The sequence below is a fragment of the Streptomyces sp. NBC_00354 genome, assembly GCF_036106915.1.
GTDB lineage: Bacteria > Actinomycetota > Actinomycetes > Streptomycetales > Streptomycetaceae > Streptomyces.
This window is the reverse complement of the sequence record NZ_CP107983.1, coordinates 6,750,956-6,768,870: the sequence shown is the minus strand read 5'-3', so window position 1 is coordinate 6,768,870 and position 17,915 is coordinate 6,750,956. Positions and strand designations below refer to the sequence as shown.

Annotated in this window: 17 protein-coding genes; all 17 read right to left on the bottom strand. The window is 70.3% G+C overall.

Annotation, left to right across the window (positions count from 1 at the left end; all coding sequences use genetic code 11):
* Positions 1-40: 40 nt before the first annotated feature.
* The 17 genes from OHT74_RS31105 to OHT74_RS31025 all read right to left on the bottom strand — a co-directional run bounded on the left by OHT74_RS31105 (position 41) and on the right by OHT74_RS31025 (position 17,915).
* Positions 41-688, bottom strand: coding sequence for a TMEM175 family protein (locus OHT74_RS31105; RefSeq protein WP_266668962.1), 648 nt, complete (start codon positions 686-688; stop codon positions 41-43).
* A 117-nt stretch (positions 689-805) separates the two neighbouring features.
* Entirely contained in the window at positions 806-1,147 is a 342-nt protein-coding gene (locus tag OHT74_RS31100; RefSeq protein ID WP_266668960.1) for a nuclear transport factor 2 family protein, read from the bottom strand.
* A gap of 12 nt (positions 1,148-1,159) precedes the next feature.
* Positions 1,160-2,662, bottom strand: coding sequence for an ATP-binding protein (locus tag OHT74_RS31095; protein ID WP_328621987.1), 1,503 nt, complete (start codon positions 2,660-2,662; stop codon positions 1,160-1,162).
* The gene (locus OHT74_RS31090; protein WP_266668956.1) at positions 2,659-3,924 is read right to left on the bottom strand and encodes an MFS transporter; all 1,266 of its coding nucleotides are present in this window, start codon (positions 3,922-3,924) and stop codon (positions 2,659-2,661) included. Before OHT74_RS31090 ends, OHT74_RS31095 begins: the two co-directional genes overlap by 4 nt.
* A gap of 25 nt (positions 3,925-3,949) precedes the next feature.
* Positions 3,950-4,774, bottom strand: coding sequence for an FAD binding domain-containing protein (locus OHT74_RS31085; RefSeq protein ID WP_328621986.1), 825 nt, complete (start codon positions 4,772-4,774; stop codon positions 3,950-3,952).
* Positions 4,771-7,176 (bottom strand): xanthine dehydrogenase family protein molybdopterin-binding subunit, encoded by a 2,406-nt coding sequence (locus tag OHT74_RS31080; RefSeq protein WP_328621985.1) that lies wholly within the window; start codon positions 7,174-7,176, stop codon positions 4,771-4,773. The genes OHT74_RS31085 and OHT74_RS31080 overlap by 4 nt, the downstream gene beginning before the upstream one ends.
* 5 nt (positions 7,177-7,181) lie before the next feature.
* Positions 7,182-7,724 (bottom strand): (2Fe-2S)-binding protein, encoded by a 543-nt coding sequence (locus OHT74_RS31075; protein WP_328621984.1) that lies wholly within the window; start codon positions 7,722-7,724, stop codon positions 7,182-7,184.
* A 2-nt stretch (positions 7,725-7,726) separates the two neighbouring features.
* Entirely contained in the window at positions 7,727-8,341 is a 615-nt protein-coding gene (locus OHT74_RS31070) for an NADPH-dependent F420 reductase (RefSeq protein ID WP_267000535.1), read from the bottom strand.
* Between the two features lie 54 nt (positions 8,342-8,395).
* Positions 8,396-9,880, bottom strand: coding sequence for an aldehyde dehydrogenase family protein (locus OHT74_RS31065; RefSeq protein WP_266668949.1), 1,485 nt, complete (start codon positions 9,878-9,880; stop codon positions 8,396-8,398).
* A 31-nt stretch (positions 9,881-9,911) separates the two neighbouring features.
* A complete protein-coding gene (locus OHT74_RS31060; protein WP_266668948.1) occupies positions 9,912-10,652 on the bottom strand; it encodes a type 1 glutamine amidotransferase domain-containing protein in 741 nt (246 codons plus the stop codon).
* 71 nt (positions 10,653-10,723) lie between these two features.
* On the bottom strand, positions 10,724-11,467 hold the full coding sequence (locus OHT74_RS31055) for a MinD/ParA family ATP-binding protein (RefSeq protein ID WP_328621983.1): 744 nt from the start codon (positions 11,465-11,467) through the stop codon (positions 10,724-10,726).
* On the bottom strand, positions 11,467-12,732 hold the full coding sequence (locus OHT74_RS31050) for a PP2C family protein-serine/threonine phosphatase (RefSeq protein ID WP_266668946.1): 1,266 nt from the start codon (positions 12,730-12,732) through the stop codon (positions 11,467-11,469). The genes OHT74_RS31055 and OHT74_RS31050 overlap by 1 nt, the downstream gene beginning before the upstream one ends.
* Complete coding sequence (locus tag OHT74_RS31045; protein WP_266668945.1) at positions 12,714-13,178, bottom strand: ATP-binding protein; 465 nt, start codon at positions 13,176-13,178, stop codon at positions 12,714-12,716. The genes OHT74_RS31050 and OHT74_RS31045 overlap by 19 nt, the downstream gene beginning before the upstream one ends.
* A gap of 5 nt (positions 13,179-13,183) precedes the next feature.
* On the bottom strand, positions 13,184-13,495 hold the full coding sequence (locus tag OHT74_RS31040) for an STAS domain-containing protein (protein WP_266668944.1): 312 nt from the start codon (positions 13,493-13,495) through the stop codon (positions 13,184-13,186).
* A gap of 52 nt (positions 13,496-13,547) precedes the next feature.
* Positions 13,548-15,683, bottom strand: coding sequence for a glycogen debranching protein GlgX (glgX, locus tag OHT74_RS31035; RefSeq protein WP_266668943.1), 2,136 nt, complete (start codon positions 15,681-15,683; stop codon positions 13,548-13,550).
* A complete protein-coding gene (locus tag OHT74_RS31030) occupies positions 15,680-16,057 on the bottom strand; it encodes an STAS domain-containing protein (RefSeq protein WP_266668942.1) in 378 nt (125 codons plus the stop codon). Before OHT74_RS31030 ends, glgX begins: the two co-directional genes overlap by 4 nt.
* Positions 16,058-16,094: 37 nt before the next feature.
* Positions 16,095-17,915 carry an AGE family epimerase/isomerase gene (locus OHT74_RS31025; protein WP_267000531.1) on the bottom strand — a complete coding sequence of 607 codons (1,821 nt, stop codon included), beginning with the start codon at positions 17,913-17,915 and terminating at the stop codon, positions 16,095-16,097.

Sequence of the window (17,915 nt, the reverse complement as noted above, 5' to 3'; positions counted from 1 at the left end):
ACCCTACTTGACCGTGCAGAACGGCCGTAGGCCACGGCGGCTACTTCCTGAGGTCGCTGGCAGATTCGAGCCGCTCTTCCTCTACCACGAGGGGGATGGGGATCTGGTTCGCCGCATAGTAGATCGCGATGAGGAAGTGTGCGACGAGAGTGAGCGGTGCGGAGTAGAAGGACAGGAGAACGGTCAAGGGGTAGGCCACGGCGCCGAGGCCGAAGCGTACGCGGGTGGCCCGGGCGCCGTCTTTGTCCACCCGTTCGTGGAACAGGTGGCCGACGCGGGTGACGTACCACCAGAAGGCCAGGAACGCCAGCGCGTAGACGACGGTGACCGAACTGTAGAGGATCGCTGCGGCGTTGGCGGAGCCGCCCTCCTCCACGAGGTGCTCGGCGAGCACGGTGGTGGTGTACGGAATCACCGACACCACCATCAGCACCATGAGATTCAGGAACAACAGCGGCCGGTCGACCCGCTTGAGGTGACTGAAGATGGTGTGGTGGTTCACCCACATCACGCCGATGATGAGGAAACTCACCACGTATGCGGCATAGTGCGGCCACTGTTCCCAGACGCCGTGCCAGAAGTCGGATCCCGTTTCCTCCGGAACCTTTAGTTCCAGAACGAGAATCGTGATGACGATGGCGAATACCCCGTCACTGAATGCCTCGACACGCCCGGTTTCGCGTTCCATGACCTCCCCTTTGCCATTTCACCAGCCAGGCCCTCGCCGCGGTCTCCGGCGGGGCCTGCGTGTGCGGGAAGGGCGCTGCCTTCGCCCTTCCCGCACACGCTACCCAGATATCGGTGGTCAGCTGCCGAAACCGGCGGTCTGGCGCCAGATCCGGCCATCGCGGACCACAAGTGTCCCGAACGCGTGCTCCGGTTCGCCGTTCAGATTCATGATCGCGCGGTAGAAGATCGTGTCCTCGGTCTCGATGTACTCCTGGAGTTCCACCAGCGTGGGCTTCACCGTCAGGTAGCCCGTGAACGTCTCGCGCACGGCTTCGATCCCGACCGAGACCCCCTCGAAGCGCAGCAGGACGGCGTCGTCGGTGTAGTTCTTCATCACCGCCTCGATGTCCAGGGCTGCCAGCGCCTCCATCTGGCGGACGAACACCGGGTGCAGCTTGGAGATGTCGTACTTGGCCATGTCGACTCCGTTTCAGTGGGTGGAGGTGGGTTCATCAGGTGTTTCGGCGCAGGCGGCGGCCGCGGTGAGTGGCAGCCGTACGACCATCCGGGTCTCGCCGGGACGCGAGCGGGCGGTGATCGAGCCGTGGTGGCGCTGGGTCACGATGCGGTAGCTGAGGTGCAGTCCGAGGCCCGTGCCCTTCCCCACGTCCTTGGTCGTGTAGAAGGGTTCGAAGATCCGCGGCAGGGAGTCCTCGGGGATGCCCCGGCCGGTGTCGGCGATCTCCACGACGAGGCAGACGCCCTCGGCGCGGACCCGCAGCGTGAGCGTGCCGGCGCCCTCCATGGCCTCGGCCGAGTTGTCGACCAGGTTGGTCCACACCTGGTTCAACTCGCTCGGGTAGCCCGTCAGTTCGGGCAGGCCGGGTTCGTACTCACGCACGATGGTGATCCCGGAGAGCTTGGATCGCAGCACGACCAGCGTGTTCTCGATCCCGTCGGCCACTGCGAAACGCTGTTCGGGCGCCCGGTCGAGATTGGCGTAATCCCGGGTGGCGGCGACCAGTTGGGAGATCCTCGGACCGGCCGCGCGCAGTTCCGCGGCGAGCGAGCGGATCTCCAGCAGGGCCGCCAGGTGGTCCAGGGCCGCGGGCAGGGCCGGCTCCCCGACCCCTTCCAGCCGCTCCAGCAGCCAGCCCAGTTCCAGCCCGAGGTCCGAGATCCCCGAGCCGAGCAGCCCGGGCCGTTCGGTGCCCGCCTCCTCGGCCCAGTCGGCGATCTCCTCCTCGGCATCGGCCTGGGCGAGCGGATCGGTGGTGACCGGCGGCGGCAGCTTGTCGAGCTCCTCGGCCAGCCGGTCGAGTACGGAGCGCTCCGCGCCCGTCGCGGCGGCGCCCCAGGCCTGGGCGGTCCGGGTGAGCCCCTCCAGAGCCGGTGCCAGCTCCTGGGCGGCCCGGGCCACGGCGGCCGCCGGGTTGTTCAGCTCGTGCGCGAGGCCGGCGGCCAGGGTGCCGAGCGCCTCGACGGTGGCCCGCTTGCGGGCCTGCACCTCGGAGGACTTGATCCGCCAGGCCAGCACCGGGATGAGCACGGCCGCCACCCCGTGGCAGCGGGTCAGCATCTCGAAGAACACCGGCTTCGGGTACGCGACGACGGTGGTCGCCGGCCCGCTCGCGGCGGCGGTGGCCACGTACGCGCCGTCCGTCAGCAGCGGCAGCTCGCCGGTGAAGCGGTGCGCGGCGGAGGGCTTTCCGTCGTGCTCCTCGGCGGCGGCGCTCTCCTCCTCGGTGGAGTGCCGGGTGAGCACCTCCTCCCGGCCGTCCACGACCTTGGTGACGACCAGCCCGCCGGCGAGCAGGACGTGGAAGCCGGTGGCCTCCTCGCCGTCCCGGAAGAGGACCTCCCCGTCGGCGAGCACCCGGGGCTCGGAGACGGAGGCCAGCCAGTCCAGCTGGTCCTCGGTGAGACCGGCGAAGACCTCCAGCCCGAGCAGGGCCGACCGCAGCTCTGCGGCGCTCATGTCGGCAGCCTTCATGTGGTGCTCCCTTCGGCCCGGGTGCGGGCGGCGAGCCGCAGCGTGACGAACAGGGCCAGCGCGCACACCCCGGCGACGGCGGCCATGAAGCCGACGGAGGTGCGGTGCAGTCCGTGGATGTTGGTGAGCATTCCGGCGAGCACCGCCGGCACGCTCATCGCGAGGTACGCGAAGACGTAGACGGCGGCGGTCAGTTCGCCGCGGTGCGCCGGCTCGGCCAGCGCGCTCAGCGCCCGGAAGGAGCCGAGGAACGCCGCGCCCCAGCCGCTGCCGAGGACGGCCGTGGCCACGAGGAACACCGGCGCCGAGCCGAGGCCCAGCGCGAGCAGGACGAGGCCGAGCCCGGCCAGCAGGCCGCACAGGCCCAGGACTGCGGTGCGCAGCGCCTCGGTGCGGCCCAGCAGCAGCTGCGCCGCGGTGGCGGCGCCCGCGAGCAGGGCCACGGTGGCCCCGCCGACCAGGTAGTTGGTGCTGTGGAGGAGCGAGAGGGCCAGGTGCGGCCCGAGGGAGAGGTAGAAGCCGCCGACCGACCAGACGGCGACGATGGTCAGGACGAGGATCGCGAACCGGCCCCGTACGGCGGCCGGGACGTGGATCCGGCGTGCACTGATCCGCATCCGGCCGCCGGAGCGGGCCTCGGGAGCGCTCTCACGCATCCTGAACACCCCCACCAACATCACCGCGAAGGCGGCGACCAGCAGCAGGTAGCTGAGCACGGTCGGGGCGGGCGCGTACTGGACGAGCAGCCCGGCCCCGATCCCGCCGAGCCCGATCCCCACCGTCGGCCCCGCGCTGTTGACCTGGGCGCCGAGCGCCGGCCGCGAGCGGGGGGTGAGTTCGAGCAGGGCGGCGCCCATCGCCCCGGTGGCCAGGCCCACCGCGAGCCCCTGCACGGCACGGGCGGCCAGCAGCAGCCCGAGCCCCTGGGCCCCGGCGAACAGCCCCATGGAGACGATCGCCAGGACCAGGCCGACGCCCAGCACGGGGCGCCGGCCCAGGGTGTCCGAGAGGGACCCGAACAGCAGGAGCCCGATCAGCACGGTGACCGCGTACAGCGCGAACACCACCGTGATCATGCCGGAGGACAGGCCCCACCTCTCCTGGTAGAGCACGTAGAGGGCGGAGGGTACGGACGAGGAGAGCATCAGCAGGACGAGGACCGCCCCGACCACCCAGAAGCCGGAGCCTCTGGGTGCCGCGGCCGCCGCCTGGGCGGCCGGTGGTGACGGAACCCCCGTGGTCGTCCTGGACAATTCGGCCACTGCGTCAACTCCCCGTTGTGGGCGGTCAGGCGAGGGCCTGGTCTGCCCTCTGCAGCGCGCGGGCGGTGAGCACCCCCGCGAGGTGGCCGAGGTACTCGGCCGAGGTGCCGCGCCCGGGGACGAACAGCTCCCTGGGCTCGGCGCGGAAGGCCGCGAGCACGGCCTCCGTCGTGTACGGGCCCCCGCGCAGCCGGTCTTCGACCCCGCGCAGCCGCAGCGGGCGGGCGGTGGCCCCGGTGACCGCGATGCGCGGCCCGTCGGGGGTGATCCGTACGGCGGTGGCACAGACCGGGTAGCGGGTCGCCCGGTCGGCGGTCTTCTCGAAGGCGGCGGCCCGCCCGGCGGCGGGCACCAGCAGTGCGGTGACCACGGCCCCGGCGGGCACCCCGGAGGCGGTGAACTCCTCGGCGCTCACGCTCGACCGCCCGCCGGGTCCGGCCAGCTCGACCCGGGCGTCGGCCGCGATGGCCGCGACCGGCAGGTCGGTGGCGCGCCCGCCGGCGGCGAGGTTCCCGCCGGCGGTGCCGAGGTTGCGGACCTGGGGGTCCCCGTTGGCCCGGGCGGCGGCCGCCACCTCCGGGGCCTCGGCGAGGACGGCCGGATGGGCGGCGAGCTGCGCGAGCGTGGTGAGCGCACCGATCCGGATCCCGTCGGCGGTCCTCTCGATGCCGCGGAGCTCCTCGAGGTGGCGTACGTCGACGAGGAGCCGGGCGGTGTCCTCCCCGGTGCGCAGCCCGGGCAGCAGGCTCTGGCCGCCGGCCAGCACCCGGGCGCCCCGGGCGGCGGACAGCAGGGTCAGCGCTTCGGCGAGGCCGGCGGGCCGTACGTAGTCGAACTCGGTGAGGATCACTCGGCTTCTCCTCGCAGGCGGCGCCAGACCTTCTCGGGGGTGAGCGGCATGTCGATGTGCTGCACGCCCAGGTCGGACAGGGCGTCGACGACCGCGTTGACGACGGCCGCGGCGGGCGGCACGGTGGCGATCTCGCCGGCGCCCTTGGCGCCCAGCGGGTTGTGCGGGCTGGGCGTGGTGGTCTTGCCGAGGGTGAAGAACGGCACGTCCGCGGCGCGCGGCAGGGCGTACTTGGTCAGGTCGGAGCTGACGAGCAGGCCCTGTTCGTCGTAGACGGCGGCCTCCATCAGCGCCTGCCCGAGGCCGTGCGTGATGCTGCCCTCGATCTGGCCGAGGACGATCTTCGGGTTGCCGATGTTGCCGGCGTCGTCGACGGCGGTGTACGCCACCACCTCGGTCTCGCCGGTGAGTTCGTCGACCTCGACGACCGCGACGTGCGTGCCGAAGGGGTAGTTGAAGTCCGGCGGGTCGAAATGGCTGGTCTCGTCCAGGGCGGGCTCGATCTCCGGGGGCAGCCCCCAGCCGTACCACATGGACATCGCCAGCTCGGCGAACGTCTTGGTGTTCTCCTCGTTGCCCTCTTCGTAGACCTTGCCGCCCCCGTAGACGACCTTCTCCTCGGGGACGCCCAGGAACACGGCCCCGGCCTTGACCAGCTTGGCCTTGATCTTCCGGGCGGTGATGGCGACGGCGGGCGCGGCCATGCTGTAGGAGCGCGAGCCGTACGTGCCCTGCCCGTAGGGGGCCTTGAGCGTGTCCCCCTCGTACACCTGGACCAGGGCCGGGTCGATGCCGAGCTCGTCGGCGGCGACCTGCGCGAAGACCGTGTGATGGCTCTGGCCGGTGGAGGCGGAGCCGACGGTGACGGTGACCTCGCCGGTCGGGTGGACGCGGATGTTCGCGCTCTCCCAGGTGCCGCCGAGCATGCCCTCCTTGGACATCCGGGTGGAGGGGCCGACGCCGCAGATGGCCACGTAGGTGGCGAGGCCGACGCCGAGCCGCTTGCCGCGGGTGCGGGCCTCGGCCTTGCGGGCGGGCATGTCGGCGTAACCGGACAGCTCCATCGCCTTGTCGAAGTTCAGCTGGTAGTCCCCGGAGTCGTACGTCCAGCCGAGGCCGTTGTCGTACGGGAACTTCTCCTTCGGCACCAGGTTCATGCGCCGGACGGCCGCGGGGTCCATGCCGATCTCGGAGGCGTACCGGTCGACGAGCCGCTCCATCAGGAAGGCGGCCTCGGCGCGCCCGCTGCCGCGCTGGGCGCCGAGCGAGACGGTGTTGGTGAAGGCGGCGTAGACCTCGCAGAACGCGGCGGGGATGTCGTACATGCCGCTGATGGAGCGGCCCATCAGGGCGGTGGCGACACCGGGGCCGATGGTGGAGGGGTACGCGCCGAGGTTGGCGTAGCTGGTGGCGCGCAGGCCGGTGATGCGGCCGTCGCGGGTGCCGGCGAGCACCACGTGCTGGCGGTGGTCGCGGCCCTGGACGGTGGAGTTCATCAGACCGGTGCGGGTGTCCACCCATTTCACGGGCCGGCCGAGCGCCTTGGAGAGCAGCAGGACCAGCGCCATGTCGGGGTAGAGGTAGCCCTTGGTGCCGAAGCTGCCGCCGACGGTCGGGGCGATCACCCGGAGCTTGTTGAACGGGATCCCCAGGACCAGCGCGGCGAGCAGGAAGCGGTGGTTGTGCGGGCCCTGCGTGGAGGCGTAGAGCGTGTACTCGTCGGTGGCGGCGTTGTAGTCGCCGACCGCGCCGCGGGGCTCGATGGGGCTGTTGATGGTGCGCTGGTTCACCAGGTCGAGCTCGACGGTGACCTCGGCCTCGGCGATGGCCGCGTCGGTGCGGTCCTTGTCGCCGCAGGTCCAGTACGCGTTGAGGTTGCCCGGTACCGCCTCGTGCAGCTGGGGCGCGCCCTCGGCGAGTGCGTCGTCGGCCCGGGTGACCACGGGCAGCGGTTCGTACTCGACGGCGATGGCGGCCAGCGCCGCGGTGGCCTGGCGCGGGGTCTCGGCGACGACCACGGCGATCGGGTCGCCGACGTGCCGGACGGTGTCGCCGGTCAGGACCGGGCGGGCGCCGGGAAGTCCGTACGGGTGGGGCGGGAAGTGGCTCTCGACGCCGCCGGGGATCCAGATGCAGGGCAGCGGCATGACGCCGGTGTAGTCGGCGGCGGTGGCCACCTTCAGCACGCCGGGCATCTGCTCGGCGGCCTTGGTCTCGATGGAGAGGATCTTCGCGTGGGCCACCGGGCTGCCGAGGATCGCCATGTGGGCGGTGCCCGGCAGGTTGATGTCGGCCACGTACGTCGCCTCGCCGCGCAGCAGCTGCGGATCCTCGCGGCTGTCCAGCGGCTGTCCGAGCACGCCCGATCCCTGGAGGGGAACCTCCCCCGTCACTGCGGTCATCTCCCTCACACCTCCTTGCCGGACGCGGAGGCCGAGCCGGACGCGGCCGACGCGGAGACGGCGGCGCCCTCGCTGATCTCATCGGGGATCTCGGCCCGGGCGGCGGAGCAGGCGCGCTGCACGCCCCGTACGACGCTGTGGTAGCCGGTGCAGCGGCACAGGTTGCCGGTGAGCCACTCGCGGATCTCGGGCTCGGTGGGTGCCTCGCGGTCGGCGGTGTTCTCGACGAGCTCGCCGAGGGCCATCACCATGCCGGGGGTGCAGAACCCGCACTGGGTGCCGTGCTCCTGGCGCAGGGCCTCCTGGAGGCCGGTGAGTTCGCCGCCCCGCTCGGTGACGCCCTCGATGGTCGTCACCCGGGAGCCGGCCGCCGATGCGGTGAGGATCAGGCAGCTCTTGACGGACCGGCCGTCGAGCTGGACGACGCAGGTACCGCACTGGCCGGTGTCGCAGCCGACCTTGGTGCCGGTCAGCCCGAGGCCGTCACGGAGCCGTTCCACCAGCAGTTCGTTCGGCTCGGCCGAGAACTGCTCGGGTCTTCCGTTCACGTTCAGTGAGATATCCATGCCAGCGCCTGCGCTTCCGTGAGCGGCCGGTTGAAAAGGGGCCCGCCGGGCTGCTGGAGAATTCCTCCGGAGTGCAGCGGGCCGGTGTCGACGGGGGCGAATCCCAGATCCGTGATGATTCCCGCGACGATTTCCTTTGCCTTCTCGTCGTCGCCCGCCGTGAAATGGGCCAGGCGTTCGCCCCCCGCGCTGCCGGCGACGGCGAGAGTCTCGAAATGCATGGTGTTCAGGGATTTCACGACGCGGGCGCCGGGATACCACTCGGCGACCAGTTCGCTGGAACTGCGGTCGCCCAGATCGGCGGGTGCGCCCGCGCCGCCGAACGCGTTCGTGGCGTCGACCAGCACCTTGTCCTGTACGGCCGCGGGCGGAAGGAGCCCGCGGATGGTCGCGTACGGCACCATCAGCACCAGCAGTTCGGCCTGGTCGGCGACCTCGGCGGGGTGCGCCGCCGAGGCCGCCGGGCCCAGTTCGGCCAGTAACGGGCCGATGGACCGGGGGCCGCGGGCGTTGGCCAATAAGACCTCGTGCCCGGCCGCCACCAGGATCCGCGCGAGGGTGGAACCGATCCGCCCGGTGCCGATGATGCCTGTGCGCATTGCCGCTCCTACTCGGTCAGTCGGTCGCGAGTCAGTCGGTCGGTCGTCGGTCGGTCAGTCCATGCCGATCCAGACCGACTTGGTCTGGGTGTAGCTCTCGAGGGATTCCGGTCCGCACTCGCGCCCGTATCCGGAGGCCTTGTAGCCGCCGTACGGGACGGAGGGGTCGTACTGGTTGTAGCAATTCACCCAGACCGTGCCGGCCTTGATCTGCGAGGCCACCCGGTGGGCGCGCCGCAGGTCCTTGGTGTGGACGCCGGCGGCGAGGCCGTACGCACTGTCGTTCGCGATCCGGATCGCGTCGTCCTCGGTGTCGAAGGGGATGATCGACAGAACCGGCCCGAAGATCTCCTCCTGGGCGATCCGCATGCCGTTGTCGACGCCGGTGAAGATGGTCGGCAGGAAGTACAGGCCCTGGCTGGAGGCCCCCTCGGGGGTCCAGCCGGTGCCGCCGGTGCGCAGCAGGGCGCCTTCCTTCTCACCGACCTCGATGTACGAGCTGACCTTGTCGAACTGGCCGCGGTGGGCCAGCGGCCCGAACAGGGTTTCCGGGTCGCGCGGGTCGCCGGGCTTGAGGGCGGCGGCGCGCCGGACCAGGCGTTCGACCAGCTCGTCGTGGATGGGGCGCTGGAGCAGCAGCCGGGAGCCGGCGGTGCAGATCTCGCCCTTGTTGTAGTAGATGCCGAAGAAGGCGAGCTCCTCGGCGGCGTCCAGGTCGGCGTCGGCGAAGACGATGTTGGCGGACTTGCCGCCGAGCTCCATCGTCACCTTCTTCAGGGTGCCTGCCGCCTTGCGGATGATCGTCTGGCCGACCGAGGTGGAGCCGGTGAAGGCGATCTTGTCGATGTCGGGGTGGCCGGTGAGGGTCTCACCCAGTTCCACGCCCGGACCGGTGATGACGTTCAGCACGCCGTCCGGGATCTCCGCCTCCTGGAAGAGCTCGGCGATCTTCAGGGCGGTGAGCGGGGTGGCCGGGGAGGGCTTGTGGACGACCGTGTTGCCCGCCGCGAGCGCCGGTGCGATCTTCGTCATCGACAGCAGCAGCGGGAAGTTGAACGGGGTGATCGCGCAGACCACGCCCAGCGGCTCGCGCAGGGTGTACGCGAGCTGTCCGCCGGCCGGGGCCCGCGAGGAGCCGTCGACGCGGGTCACGGCGCCGGCGTAGTAGTGCATGAGCTGGGCGGCCATGGGGGCGTCGACCGTGCTGGAGAAGGCGAACGGCTTGCCCATGTCCACCGTCTCCAGCAGGGCGATCTCCTCCAGGTCGCGCTCGATGAGCTCACCGACCCGGTTCAGCCGCAGCGCGCGCTCCTGGGCGGACAGTCTGCTCCAGGGACCCTCCTCGTACGCCTGGCGGGCGGCCGCCACGGCTGCGTCCGCGTCGGCGGCGGTGGCCTGGGCCACCGGTACGATCTCCTGTCCGTCCACGGGGCTGATGTCCGGCTCGGTACGGCCGTCCTGGGCCGAGACCCATGTGCCGCCGATGAACAGCTTCCCGGGGTTGGCCAAGGGCTGGTCGCTGAGCGCGCGCTTGGTCATGGCTGCCTTCCGTGTCGGATGCGGGGGCGTTCTATCCCTTTGCGAGCTGTGTCAGGAACGTCTCGGCAAGGGCCTTGGAGGAGTACGGGTTCTGGCCGGTGGTGAGCTTGCGGTCCACGACCACGTGCGAGTCCCAGATCGCCTCGGCCTTCTCGTAGCGCGCGCCGAGCCGGGTGAGCTCGGCCTCGAGGATCAGCGGGAGCCGGCCGGCCATGTTGGTGACCATCTCCTCGCTGTGCGAGAAGGCCGTCATCCGGTAGCCCTCGAACGGCCAGTGGCCTTCGCCGTCGCGCAGGGCGAGCAGTGAGGTGTGGCCGTGGCAGACGGTGGCGAGCGGTTTGTCCGCGGCGATGGCCCACCGCAGGATCTGGGCGAGCTCGTCGGACTTGGGCAGGTCCCCGATCGCGCCGTGGCCGCCGCTCACGTAGACGCCGTCGTAGTCGGCGATGTCCTTCTCGGTGAGGGATTCCAGTGCGAGGGGGTTCTTGAGCTGGGGGGTGTTCTCGATGACTCTGACGTACTCGGCGGCGTTGGCCGCGTCCTCGTCCGGTGAGCCCTGGGGGCGGACCCACTGGAGGAACTGGGGGTCGATGCTGGTCTGGTCGACGGTGGGGGCCTGGCCGCCGATCGTCGCCACGTCCACGGTGTGGCCTGCGGCCTTGAAGAGGGTGTAGGGAACGACGAATTCCTCGGCCCAGAATCCCGAGGGGTGCTGTTCCCCGTCCAACAGATGGAGCGTTGCCTTGGCCGTCATGACGACGAGAATCTTCATGACTTCTCTCCTTGTTCTGGAATCGCTGCCGATTCAACACGCCCCCCGCAGGGGGCGTAAGGGGGGGAGCGTCAGGCGCGCGATACTTCGTGAGGTGCGTCCAACGCGGAGATGATGGTGCGGAATTCACCGACCAGGGGGTGGTCGGGATGAGCTTCGGCGAATATGCGTTCACCGCACAGGGCGGCCATTTCCGGCACATACGGAAGGATTCCGGCCAGGGGGGCGCCGTACACCTCCTCGCAACGCCGGCGGACCGTTTCTCCGTCGATGCCCTCGGGGGCCATGCTCATGACCAGGGTCCGCCGGCAGGGCAGCCGCCCGGCCAGGGCGATGGTCTCCTCGACACCGGAGAGGTCGATGCGGTCGGCCCGGGCCATGATCATCAGTACGTCGGCGCTCGCCATGGCGGTCACCGACTCGTTGTTGAGCCCGGCGTGGGTGTCGAGCAGCAGCACGTCGAGCTCGTAGTGCTCGGCCAGCCGGTCGAAGCCCTCCGGCAGCAGCCCCACGTCGTAGCCGCTCGTCATGAGCTCGCGCAGCGCCGCCGTCCCGGTCCGGGCCGGTACGACGTACAGTCCGGGCACGCCGGCCTGCTGGGCCGTGGCCTCGATCTCGCAGCGCCCGAGCAGGTAGTCGGCCAGGGAGGGGCCCGGGCCGAGCCGGAAGAGCAGGTCCAGGGTGGGCGACTGGATGTCCGTGTCGACCACCCCCACCCGGCGCCCCTCGCCCGCGATGAGCAGGGCCAGGTTCGCCAGTACCGAGGACTTCCCGGTACCGCCGCGGTGCGAGTGCACCACGATGGTCCGGGCCATCAGGCCACCGCCGTACGGGCCGTCGCAGGCCGGTCCGCATGCGGCCCCCGCGCCGCACGTGGCCGGTGCAGGGCCAGCATGGTGACATCGTCGTGCTGTTCGGCCGTGCCCGTGTGCTCCCGTACGGCGGTGTCCATCCGGTCGACCACCTCCCTGCCGCTCACCCGGGGGCCGGCGAGCAGCTCCAGCATCCGCTCGTCACCGAGGAAGCTGCCGGCCGGGCAGCGGGCCTCGGGCACCCCGTCGGTGAACGCGAAGAGCGTGTCGCCGGGGTTCAGCTGGGCGTAGCCGAGGGTGTACACGCAGTCCGGCAGCACTCCGACGGCCGGCCCGGTGACCTCCAGGGCGAGCGGGTCGCCGCCTTCGGCGCGCAGCAGCAGTGGCGCGTTGTGGCCCCCGTTGATGTACACGAGGCTCCCGGTCAGCGGGTCGAGCACACCGAAGAACAGGGTGGCGAAGTAGCCCTGTCTCAGGTGGTTGCGGGTCAGGTAGCCGTTGGTGGCGGTGACCGCGTTGAGCAGCGGTGTCGCGCCGACCACGGGGACCCGCCGGCTTCCGCCGGGCCGCCCGGCGGCCACCAGGTGCTGCAGTCCGCTGTTCTCCGCGGTGTGCCGCAGCAGCGAGCGGATGAGCGCCATGAACAGCGCGGCGCCGACCCCCTTGTCGCAGACGTCGGCGACGACGAAGGCGAGGCGGCGGCCGCGGGAGATCTCGAAGACGTCGTAGAAGTCCCCCGCGACCTGCCGGGCGGGCCGGAACCGGACGTCGATCTCCCAGCCTTCGGGGACCGGCAGCGATTCGGGCAGGAAGCCGGCCTGGATCTCCCGGCCGATCTCCAACTCCTTCTCGTATCCCATGAGTTCGGCGCGGGCGTCGGCTTCGCGCAGGGTGCGGCCGAGTCCGGCGCGCTCCGAGCAGCTGTGCAGCCGGGCCCCGACGAGGGCGGGCAGGAAGGGCGGTACGAGGTAGTCGTGGCCGAGCCGGACGTGTTCCTCCAGGGCGGCGAACTCCGTCACCGTCCAGACGACCACGATGGGGGCTCCGCCCCAGCGGCGCAGCCGCCGTACCGCGAGGCGCACCGACTCTCCGTCGGCCTCGGCCGGGGCGAGCAGCACGTCGGCGGCGGGCAGCCCCTCCAGCGGGCCGGTGCGCAGCTCCTTCAGGGTGCGGGCGACGAGTTCCGCGTCCATCGACCGCAGCGCGTCGAGCAGCTCGGGCGGAGGCGGCGGGTACTCGTCGAGGATGATCACGGTCGTGGAGGGCATCGGTCCGTCCCCTCAGCCTTCACAGTCAGCGTGCTGATGTTGCGGCCGTCCCTGCGTACGTAGCTGAATTCGTCCACGCTGGTCAGCGCCAGGTGGATGCCGAGTCCGCCGACCCGCCGCCGCTCGGGGGGAACCCCGGGGGCGGGGGGCAGGCAGCCCTCGACGGGGTCGAAAGCCGGCGCGGAGTCCGCTATGGAGATCTGCACCCGGCCGGGACCGGAGCGGCCGCGGACGGTGATCCGCCCGTCGCCGCCCCGGTACCCGTGCATCACGATGTTCGTGGCCAGCTCGTCCACGGCCAGCCGGATCCGGTACGCGGCGCCCTTGTCCAGGGCCGCCCGGCCGGCCAGCCGCAGGACGAACGAGGCGATGTCGCCCAGTGCCCCCACGGTGGCGGGCACCTCCAGTTCGGCGGGCGTCCTCGCCAGTTCGACCATGTCACTCATGCGATTCACTCATCGGAGAGCACGATGCTGCGGTCCAGCCCGGCCGTCCGGATGGTCCGGGACACGGGCTCGATCGCGCCGACCACCTTGATGGTCACGTGGTCCGCCACCTTCTGCTGGGCGAAGACCAGGGACCGCAGTCCGGCACTGGCCATGTAGCCGACGCCGGCCATCCTGATCTCGACCGTGCCGGTGCCGTGCCCGGCGGCCTTCTCGATGGTCTGGTGGAAGTCCGGCGCGGTCTTGGCGTCCAGCTCGCCCGCCAGCTCGATCACGGTGGTGTCGCCCTCGATGCTCAGGGACACGGAAAGCGGCATGTGAGGTCTCCTTCGGCCGTACGGTGGGAGCGTTCGGTCAGGGCAGGTGCGGCTAGAGCTCGGGATCGGGCGTCCGGCCGACGAGGATCACGACCGAGCGCGGACCGATCAGGTACTTCCCGGCGTTCTCCAGCTCGGGCTCACCGCCCGGGGTGCGGATGTCGTGCGGGGCCTCGGCCCCGGTGTCCGCGAACAGGTGCCAGCTGCGCCCGTGCGGCAGCGCGGGCAGCTCCAGGTCGTGCGGCTCCCAGTGCGAGTTCATGGCCACGTACACCACGTCGTCGTCCCCGGTGCCGCAGCGGGCCACCGCCAGCAGCCGGCTCTCCGCCGACCAGTCGGGCTGCCAGGCCCGCTCGCCGTGCCAGCTGATGTCCGGCAGTCCGAGGCTTTCGCGGACCTGGCCGGTGGGGTGGGAGGTGGAGCGCAGTTCGCGGTGGTGCCCGCGGAACGCGATCATCTCCCGGGTGAACCGGAGCAGTTCGGCGTTGTCGTCGACCTGGCTCCAGTCGAACCAGGACAGCTCGTTGTCCTGGCAGTACGTGTTGTTGTTGCCCTGCTGGGTGCGCGCGACCTCGTCCCCGGCCAGCAGCATCGGGATGCCCTGGCTGGTGAAGAGGATGGCCAGGGCGTTCTTCATCTGGCGCGTCCGCAGCCGGTTGATCTCGGGGTCGTCGGTCGGCCCCTCGGCCCCGCAGTTCCAGCTGGCGTTGTCGTTGCCGCCGTCGTTGTTGCCCTCGCCGTTCGCCTCGTTGTGCTTGTCGTTGTACGAGACGAGGTCGGCCAGGGTGAAACCGTCGTGGGCGGTGAGGAAGTTGACCGAGGCGGAGGTGCCGCGGCTGGAGTACAGGTCGGGCGAGCCGGCGATCCGGGTGGCGAGCTCCCCGGTCACCCCGGGGTCGCCCTTGAGGAAGCTGCGCACGGTGTCGCGGTACTTCCCGTTCCACTCCGCCCAGCGGCCGTACGCCGGGAAGTTGCCGACCTCGTAGAGGCCGCCGGCGTCCCAGGCCTCGGCGATGAGCTTGGTGTGCCGCAGGACCGGGTCGTAGGCGAGCAGCTCCAGCAGCGGCGGGTTGGGCAGCGGAGTGCCGTCCAGGGCCCGGCCGAGGATGGCCGCGAGGTCGAAGCGGAAGCCGTCGATGTGGTAGTCGGCGACCCAGTGGCGCAGGCAGTCGAGCACGAAGTTGCGCACGACGGGGTGGTTGCAGTTGACCGTGTTGCCCGTGCCGCTGAAGTTGAAGTAGTACCCCTCGGGCGTGAGCATGTAGTACGTGGCGTTGTCGAGCCCCTTGAAGGAGATCGTCGGGCCCTGCTCGTTGCCCTCGGCGGTGTGGTTGAAGACGACGTCGAGGATGACCTCGATGCCGGCCGCGTGCAGGTCCTTGATCAGGGTGCGGAACTCGTCGCCCTGCATCCCGTAGCGTCCGGTGGCCGCGTAGCCGGCCTTGGGCGCGAAGAACGAGACGGTGTTGTAGCCCCAGTAGTCGAAGAGGTGCTCGCCCGTCTCCGGGTTGGAGCGCATGTTGTCGCTCTCGTCGAACTCGAACACCGGGAGCAGCTCGATGCAGTTGATCCCGAGCTCCTTCAGGTACGGGATCTTCTCCCGCAGCCCCGCGAACGTGCCGGGGGCGGTGACCTGCGAGGACGGGTGCCGGGTGAAGCCGCGCACGTGGGTCTCGTACACGACGAGGTCCTCGGCGGGGAGCCGCAGCGGCGTGTCGTCGCCCCAGTCGAAGTCCTGGAGGCAGACGCGCGAGCGGTACTGGTAGCCGCGGCTGCGGTCCGGCTCCACGCCCCACACGTCGCGGCCGGCGATCAGCCGGGCGTACGGGTCGGAGAGGATCTGCCGGGCGTCGAAGCGGTGGCCGGTGACCGGGTCGTAGGGGCCGTCGGCCCGGTACCCGTACTCGATGTTCTCGTGGTCGAGGCCGAAGACCGTCATGGCGAAGACGCTGCCGGTGCGGAACTCCTCGGGGAATTCCAGCTCGGCCATCGGCTCGGGCTCTCCGCGCTTGAAGATGACCAGGGTCATGGAGGTCGCCTGGTCGGAGAAGACGGAGAAACTGACCCCGCCGGGGACCACGTTGGCCCCGAACGGGAACGGCTTGCCCGCGCGGACGCGGTACCCGCCCACTTCGTGGGTCGGGTACGCGTCGACGCGCAGGACCTGCTCGGACTGGGCCTCGGTCATCGCGCGACCACGTCTTGCACGGGAGCGGCCTTCAGCGCTGCCTTGGACTTGGACTCCGCGGCCGCTGCCTCGCCGGTCTCGAAGAAGTCGAGGAAGCCGGTGGCCGACATGACGAACCGGACTTCCTCGCTCACGCCGTACAGGGTGACCGCGACCCCGGCGTGCTGGGCCTCGCGGTAGACGACGAGCAGGGTGCGCAGGCCCGCGCTGGACACGTAGGTGACGGCCGTGAGGTCGATGCGCAGCGGCCGGCCCTCGCGGACCAGCGGCAGCAGGGCCTGCAGCAGCTGTCCGGAGGTCTCACTGTTGATCTCGCCGGTGGCGACGAGGACGGTACCGCCCTTGTTGCGGCGTTCCTTGACGTTCAGAGACATTGCTTTCCCCTCTAGTCGGGGCGCCCCCCGTTGAGCGCTATGAAGTCACCGGGCGCAGCCGGACCTTGACCTTGACCCGCCCCTGGACGTCGGGCAGCCGGACGGTGAGACCGTCGGCGTCGAAGTCCCGGTACGGCTTCTCGTCGATCTCGACGGACGCGATCTGCACCGAGCCCGCGGGCAGCAGGTCGGGCGAGACGCGCAGCACGCGGTCGGGCAGGTTGGTCGGGTCCGGCTTGAAGTGGAAGTCCATTTCCCGCCCGTTGATGAGCAGGTTGTTGTAGACGGCGGACAGGTAGCAGAGCTCCGCCGAGTGGTACATGGACATCGAGTGGCTGCCCTTGAGCCGCTCCGTGCCGAGCAGGTACGGCGTACCGCTGGCGAGCACGTTGAAGTAGACGGCTCCCTCGTCGTGGTCGAGGAAGAACGTGTTGTAGAAGGCCTCCGCCTGCCGGGCCTCGCGCAGGAAGGCGTCGCCGCCGACGGTGCCGTTCAGGATGAGGTAGGCGAGGATCGCCTGCTCCTGCTGCCACCAGGCCTTGCGGTCGTGCCAGGCAAAACGATACGCCTCCTGGTTCCCGTCCTTCACACGCTCCACGACGTCGTACCAGCCGCCGCGCTGGACGTCGCTGCCGACGGCCGGCATGATCTCGCCGATCTTCTTGGCGAGCTCCTCGTACGCCGGCTTGGCCTTCAGCGAGTTCATCCGCATCAGGTTCCAGGCGATCTTCAGGTTGTGCCCGACGACCGCGCGGTTCTGCTGCCAGCTGTGCGCGGTGTCGTGCGACCAGTCGCGGAAGAAGCGCTCCTGGACGAACGGGCTGTTCTTGTAGTCCGGGAACTTGTCCGCGATGGTGTCGAAGGTGTACTCGAGGAAATCGGCGTACTTCTGGTCGCCGGTCGCCAGGTACAGGTTGATGAGGTACGCGGGCGCGTGGTCGCCGACCGAGTTCCAGTTCTTGCGCTCGGCGTTCTCGCCGAGGGACTCGTGGTCCGCGCTGAACAGGATCGGGTCGATGTGCGAGTAGTAGCCGCCCTGCTCCGGGTCCTTGAAGAACTTGTCGAACAGCCGGATCGTGGCGTCCGCGTCGTTCTTGATCCGGATGTCACCGGTGACGCGGTAGGTCTGGATCGGGCCGGCCAGCGCGTAGATCTGCTCGTACATCGGGATCGCGTCGTAGTCGTCGGAGAACTCCGAGGTGAACAGCTTGCGTTCGGAGTCCCCGTCCACGCTGATGCCGTGGTACCAGAAGACCACGTCCTCCTCGCTGTCCACGACCCGCATGTGCTTGCGCAGGTACTCGGTGCCGCGCTCGGCGACCTCCAGGTACTCGTCCTTGCCGGTCAGCAGGTAGGCCGAGGCCATGCCGTAGACCAGGCGGGAGATGGTGTCGGTCTCCTGGACGTGGCTGGCGGTCTTGTCGCCGCCGAGCCGGATCTCGGTGCGGTACTCGGTGAAGTCCACCGGCCCGTCACCGAACTGCGCCCGGATGTAGAAGTCGGCCAGCGACTCGATCTGCTTGACCCACCAGCTGGCCTCCTCGAACCGGTAGTCCTCGGCGCCGCGGCCCAGGAACACCAGGCGCTTCGCCTCGAAGCGGCCCCCGTGCTCCGGATAGTGGACGCCGTAGACGAAGAGGAACCGGCCCGGCGAGAGCATCTCGTCGATGTGCCCGGAGGCGTCGATGTACGGCTCGTCCAGGTTGCGCACCAGCTCGGCACTCGGGTCCCCGGCGAGGGAGACGTCGAACTCGCGGCCGTCCGAGGTCTTCAGCCGCAGCAGGCGGGACTCGGAGTCGAAGCGGCCGACATAGCCCGCGATGGTGTCGGAGAAGGAGAAGCTCACGGCGTCCGCCAT

Coding starts and splice junctions, on each gene's coding strand:
- OHT74_RS31030 (WP_266668942.1), bottom strand. CDS start 16,057: ATGTCTCTGAACGTCAAGGAACGCCGCAACAAGGGCGGTACCGTCCTC.
- OHT74_RS31105 (WP_266668962.1), bottom strand. CDS start 688: ATGGAACGCGAAACCGGGCGTGTCGAGGCATTCAGTGACGGGGTATTC.
- OHT74_RS31055 (WP_328621983.1), bottom strand. CDS start 11,467: ATGGCCCGGACCATCGTGGTGCACTCGCACCGCGGCGGTACCGGGAAG.
- OHT74_RS31080 (WP_328621985.1), bottom strand. CDS start 7,176: ATGACCGCAGTGACGGGGGAGGTTCCCCTCCAGGGATCGGGCGTGCTC.
- OHT74_RS31070 (WP_267000535.1), bottom strand. CDS start 8,341: ATGCGCACAGGCATCATCGGCACCGGGCGGATCGGTTCCACCCTCGCG.
- OHT74_RS31065 (WP_266668949.1), bottom strand. CDS start 9,880: ATGACCAAGCGCGCGCTCAGCGACCAGCCCTTGGCCAACCCCGGGAAG.
- OHT74_RS31060 (WP_266668948.1), bottom strand. CDS start 10,652: ATGAAGATTCTCGTCGTCATGACGGCCAAGGCAACGCTCCATCTGTTG.
- OHT74_RS31100 (WP_266668960.1), bottom strand. CDS start 1,147: ATGGCCAAGTACGACATCTCCAAGCTGCACCCGGTGTTCGTCCGCCAG.
- OHT74_RS31050 (WP_266668946.1), bottom strand. CDS start 12,732: ATGCCCTCCACGACCGTGATCATCCTCGACGAGTACCCGCCGCCTCCG.
- OHT74_RS31025 (WP_267000531.1), bottom strand. CDS start 17,915: ATGGCGGACGCCGTGAGCTTCTCCTTCTCCGACACCATCGCGGGCTAT.
- OHT74_RS31045 (WP_266668945.1), bottom strand. CDS start 13,178: ATGAGTGACATGGTCGAACTGGCGAGGACGCCCGCCGAACTGGAGGTG.
- OHT74_RS31095 (WP_328621987.1), bottom strand. CDS start 2,662: ATGAAGGCTGCCGACATGAGCGCCGCAGAGCTGCGGTCGGCCCTGCTC.
- glgX (WP_266668943.1), bottom strand. CDS start 15,683: ATGACCGAGGCCCAGTCCGAGCAGGTCCTGCGCGTCGACGCGTACCCG.
- OHT74_RS31040 (WP_266668944.1), bottom strand. CDS start 13,495: ATGCCGCTTTCCGTGTCCCTGAGCATCGAGGGCGACACCACCGTGATC.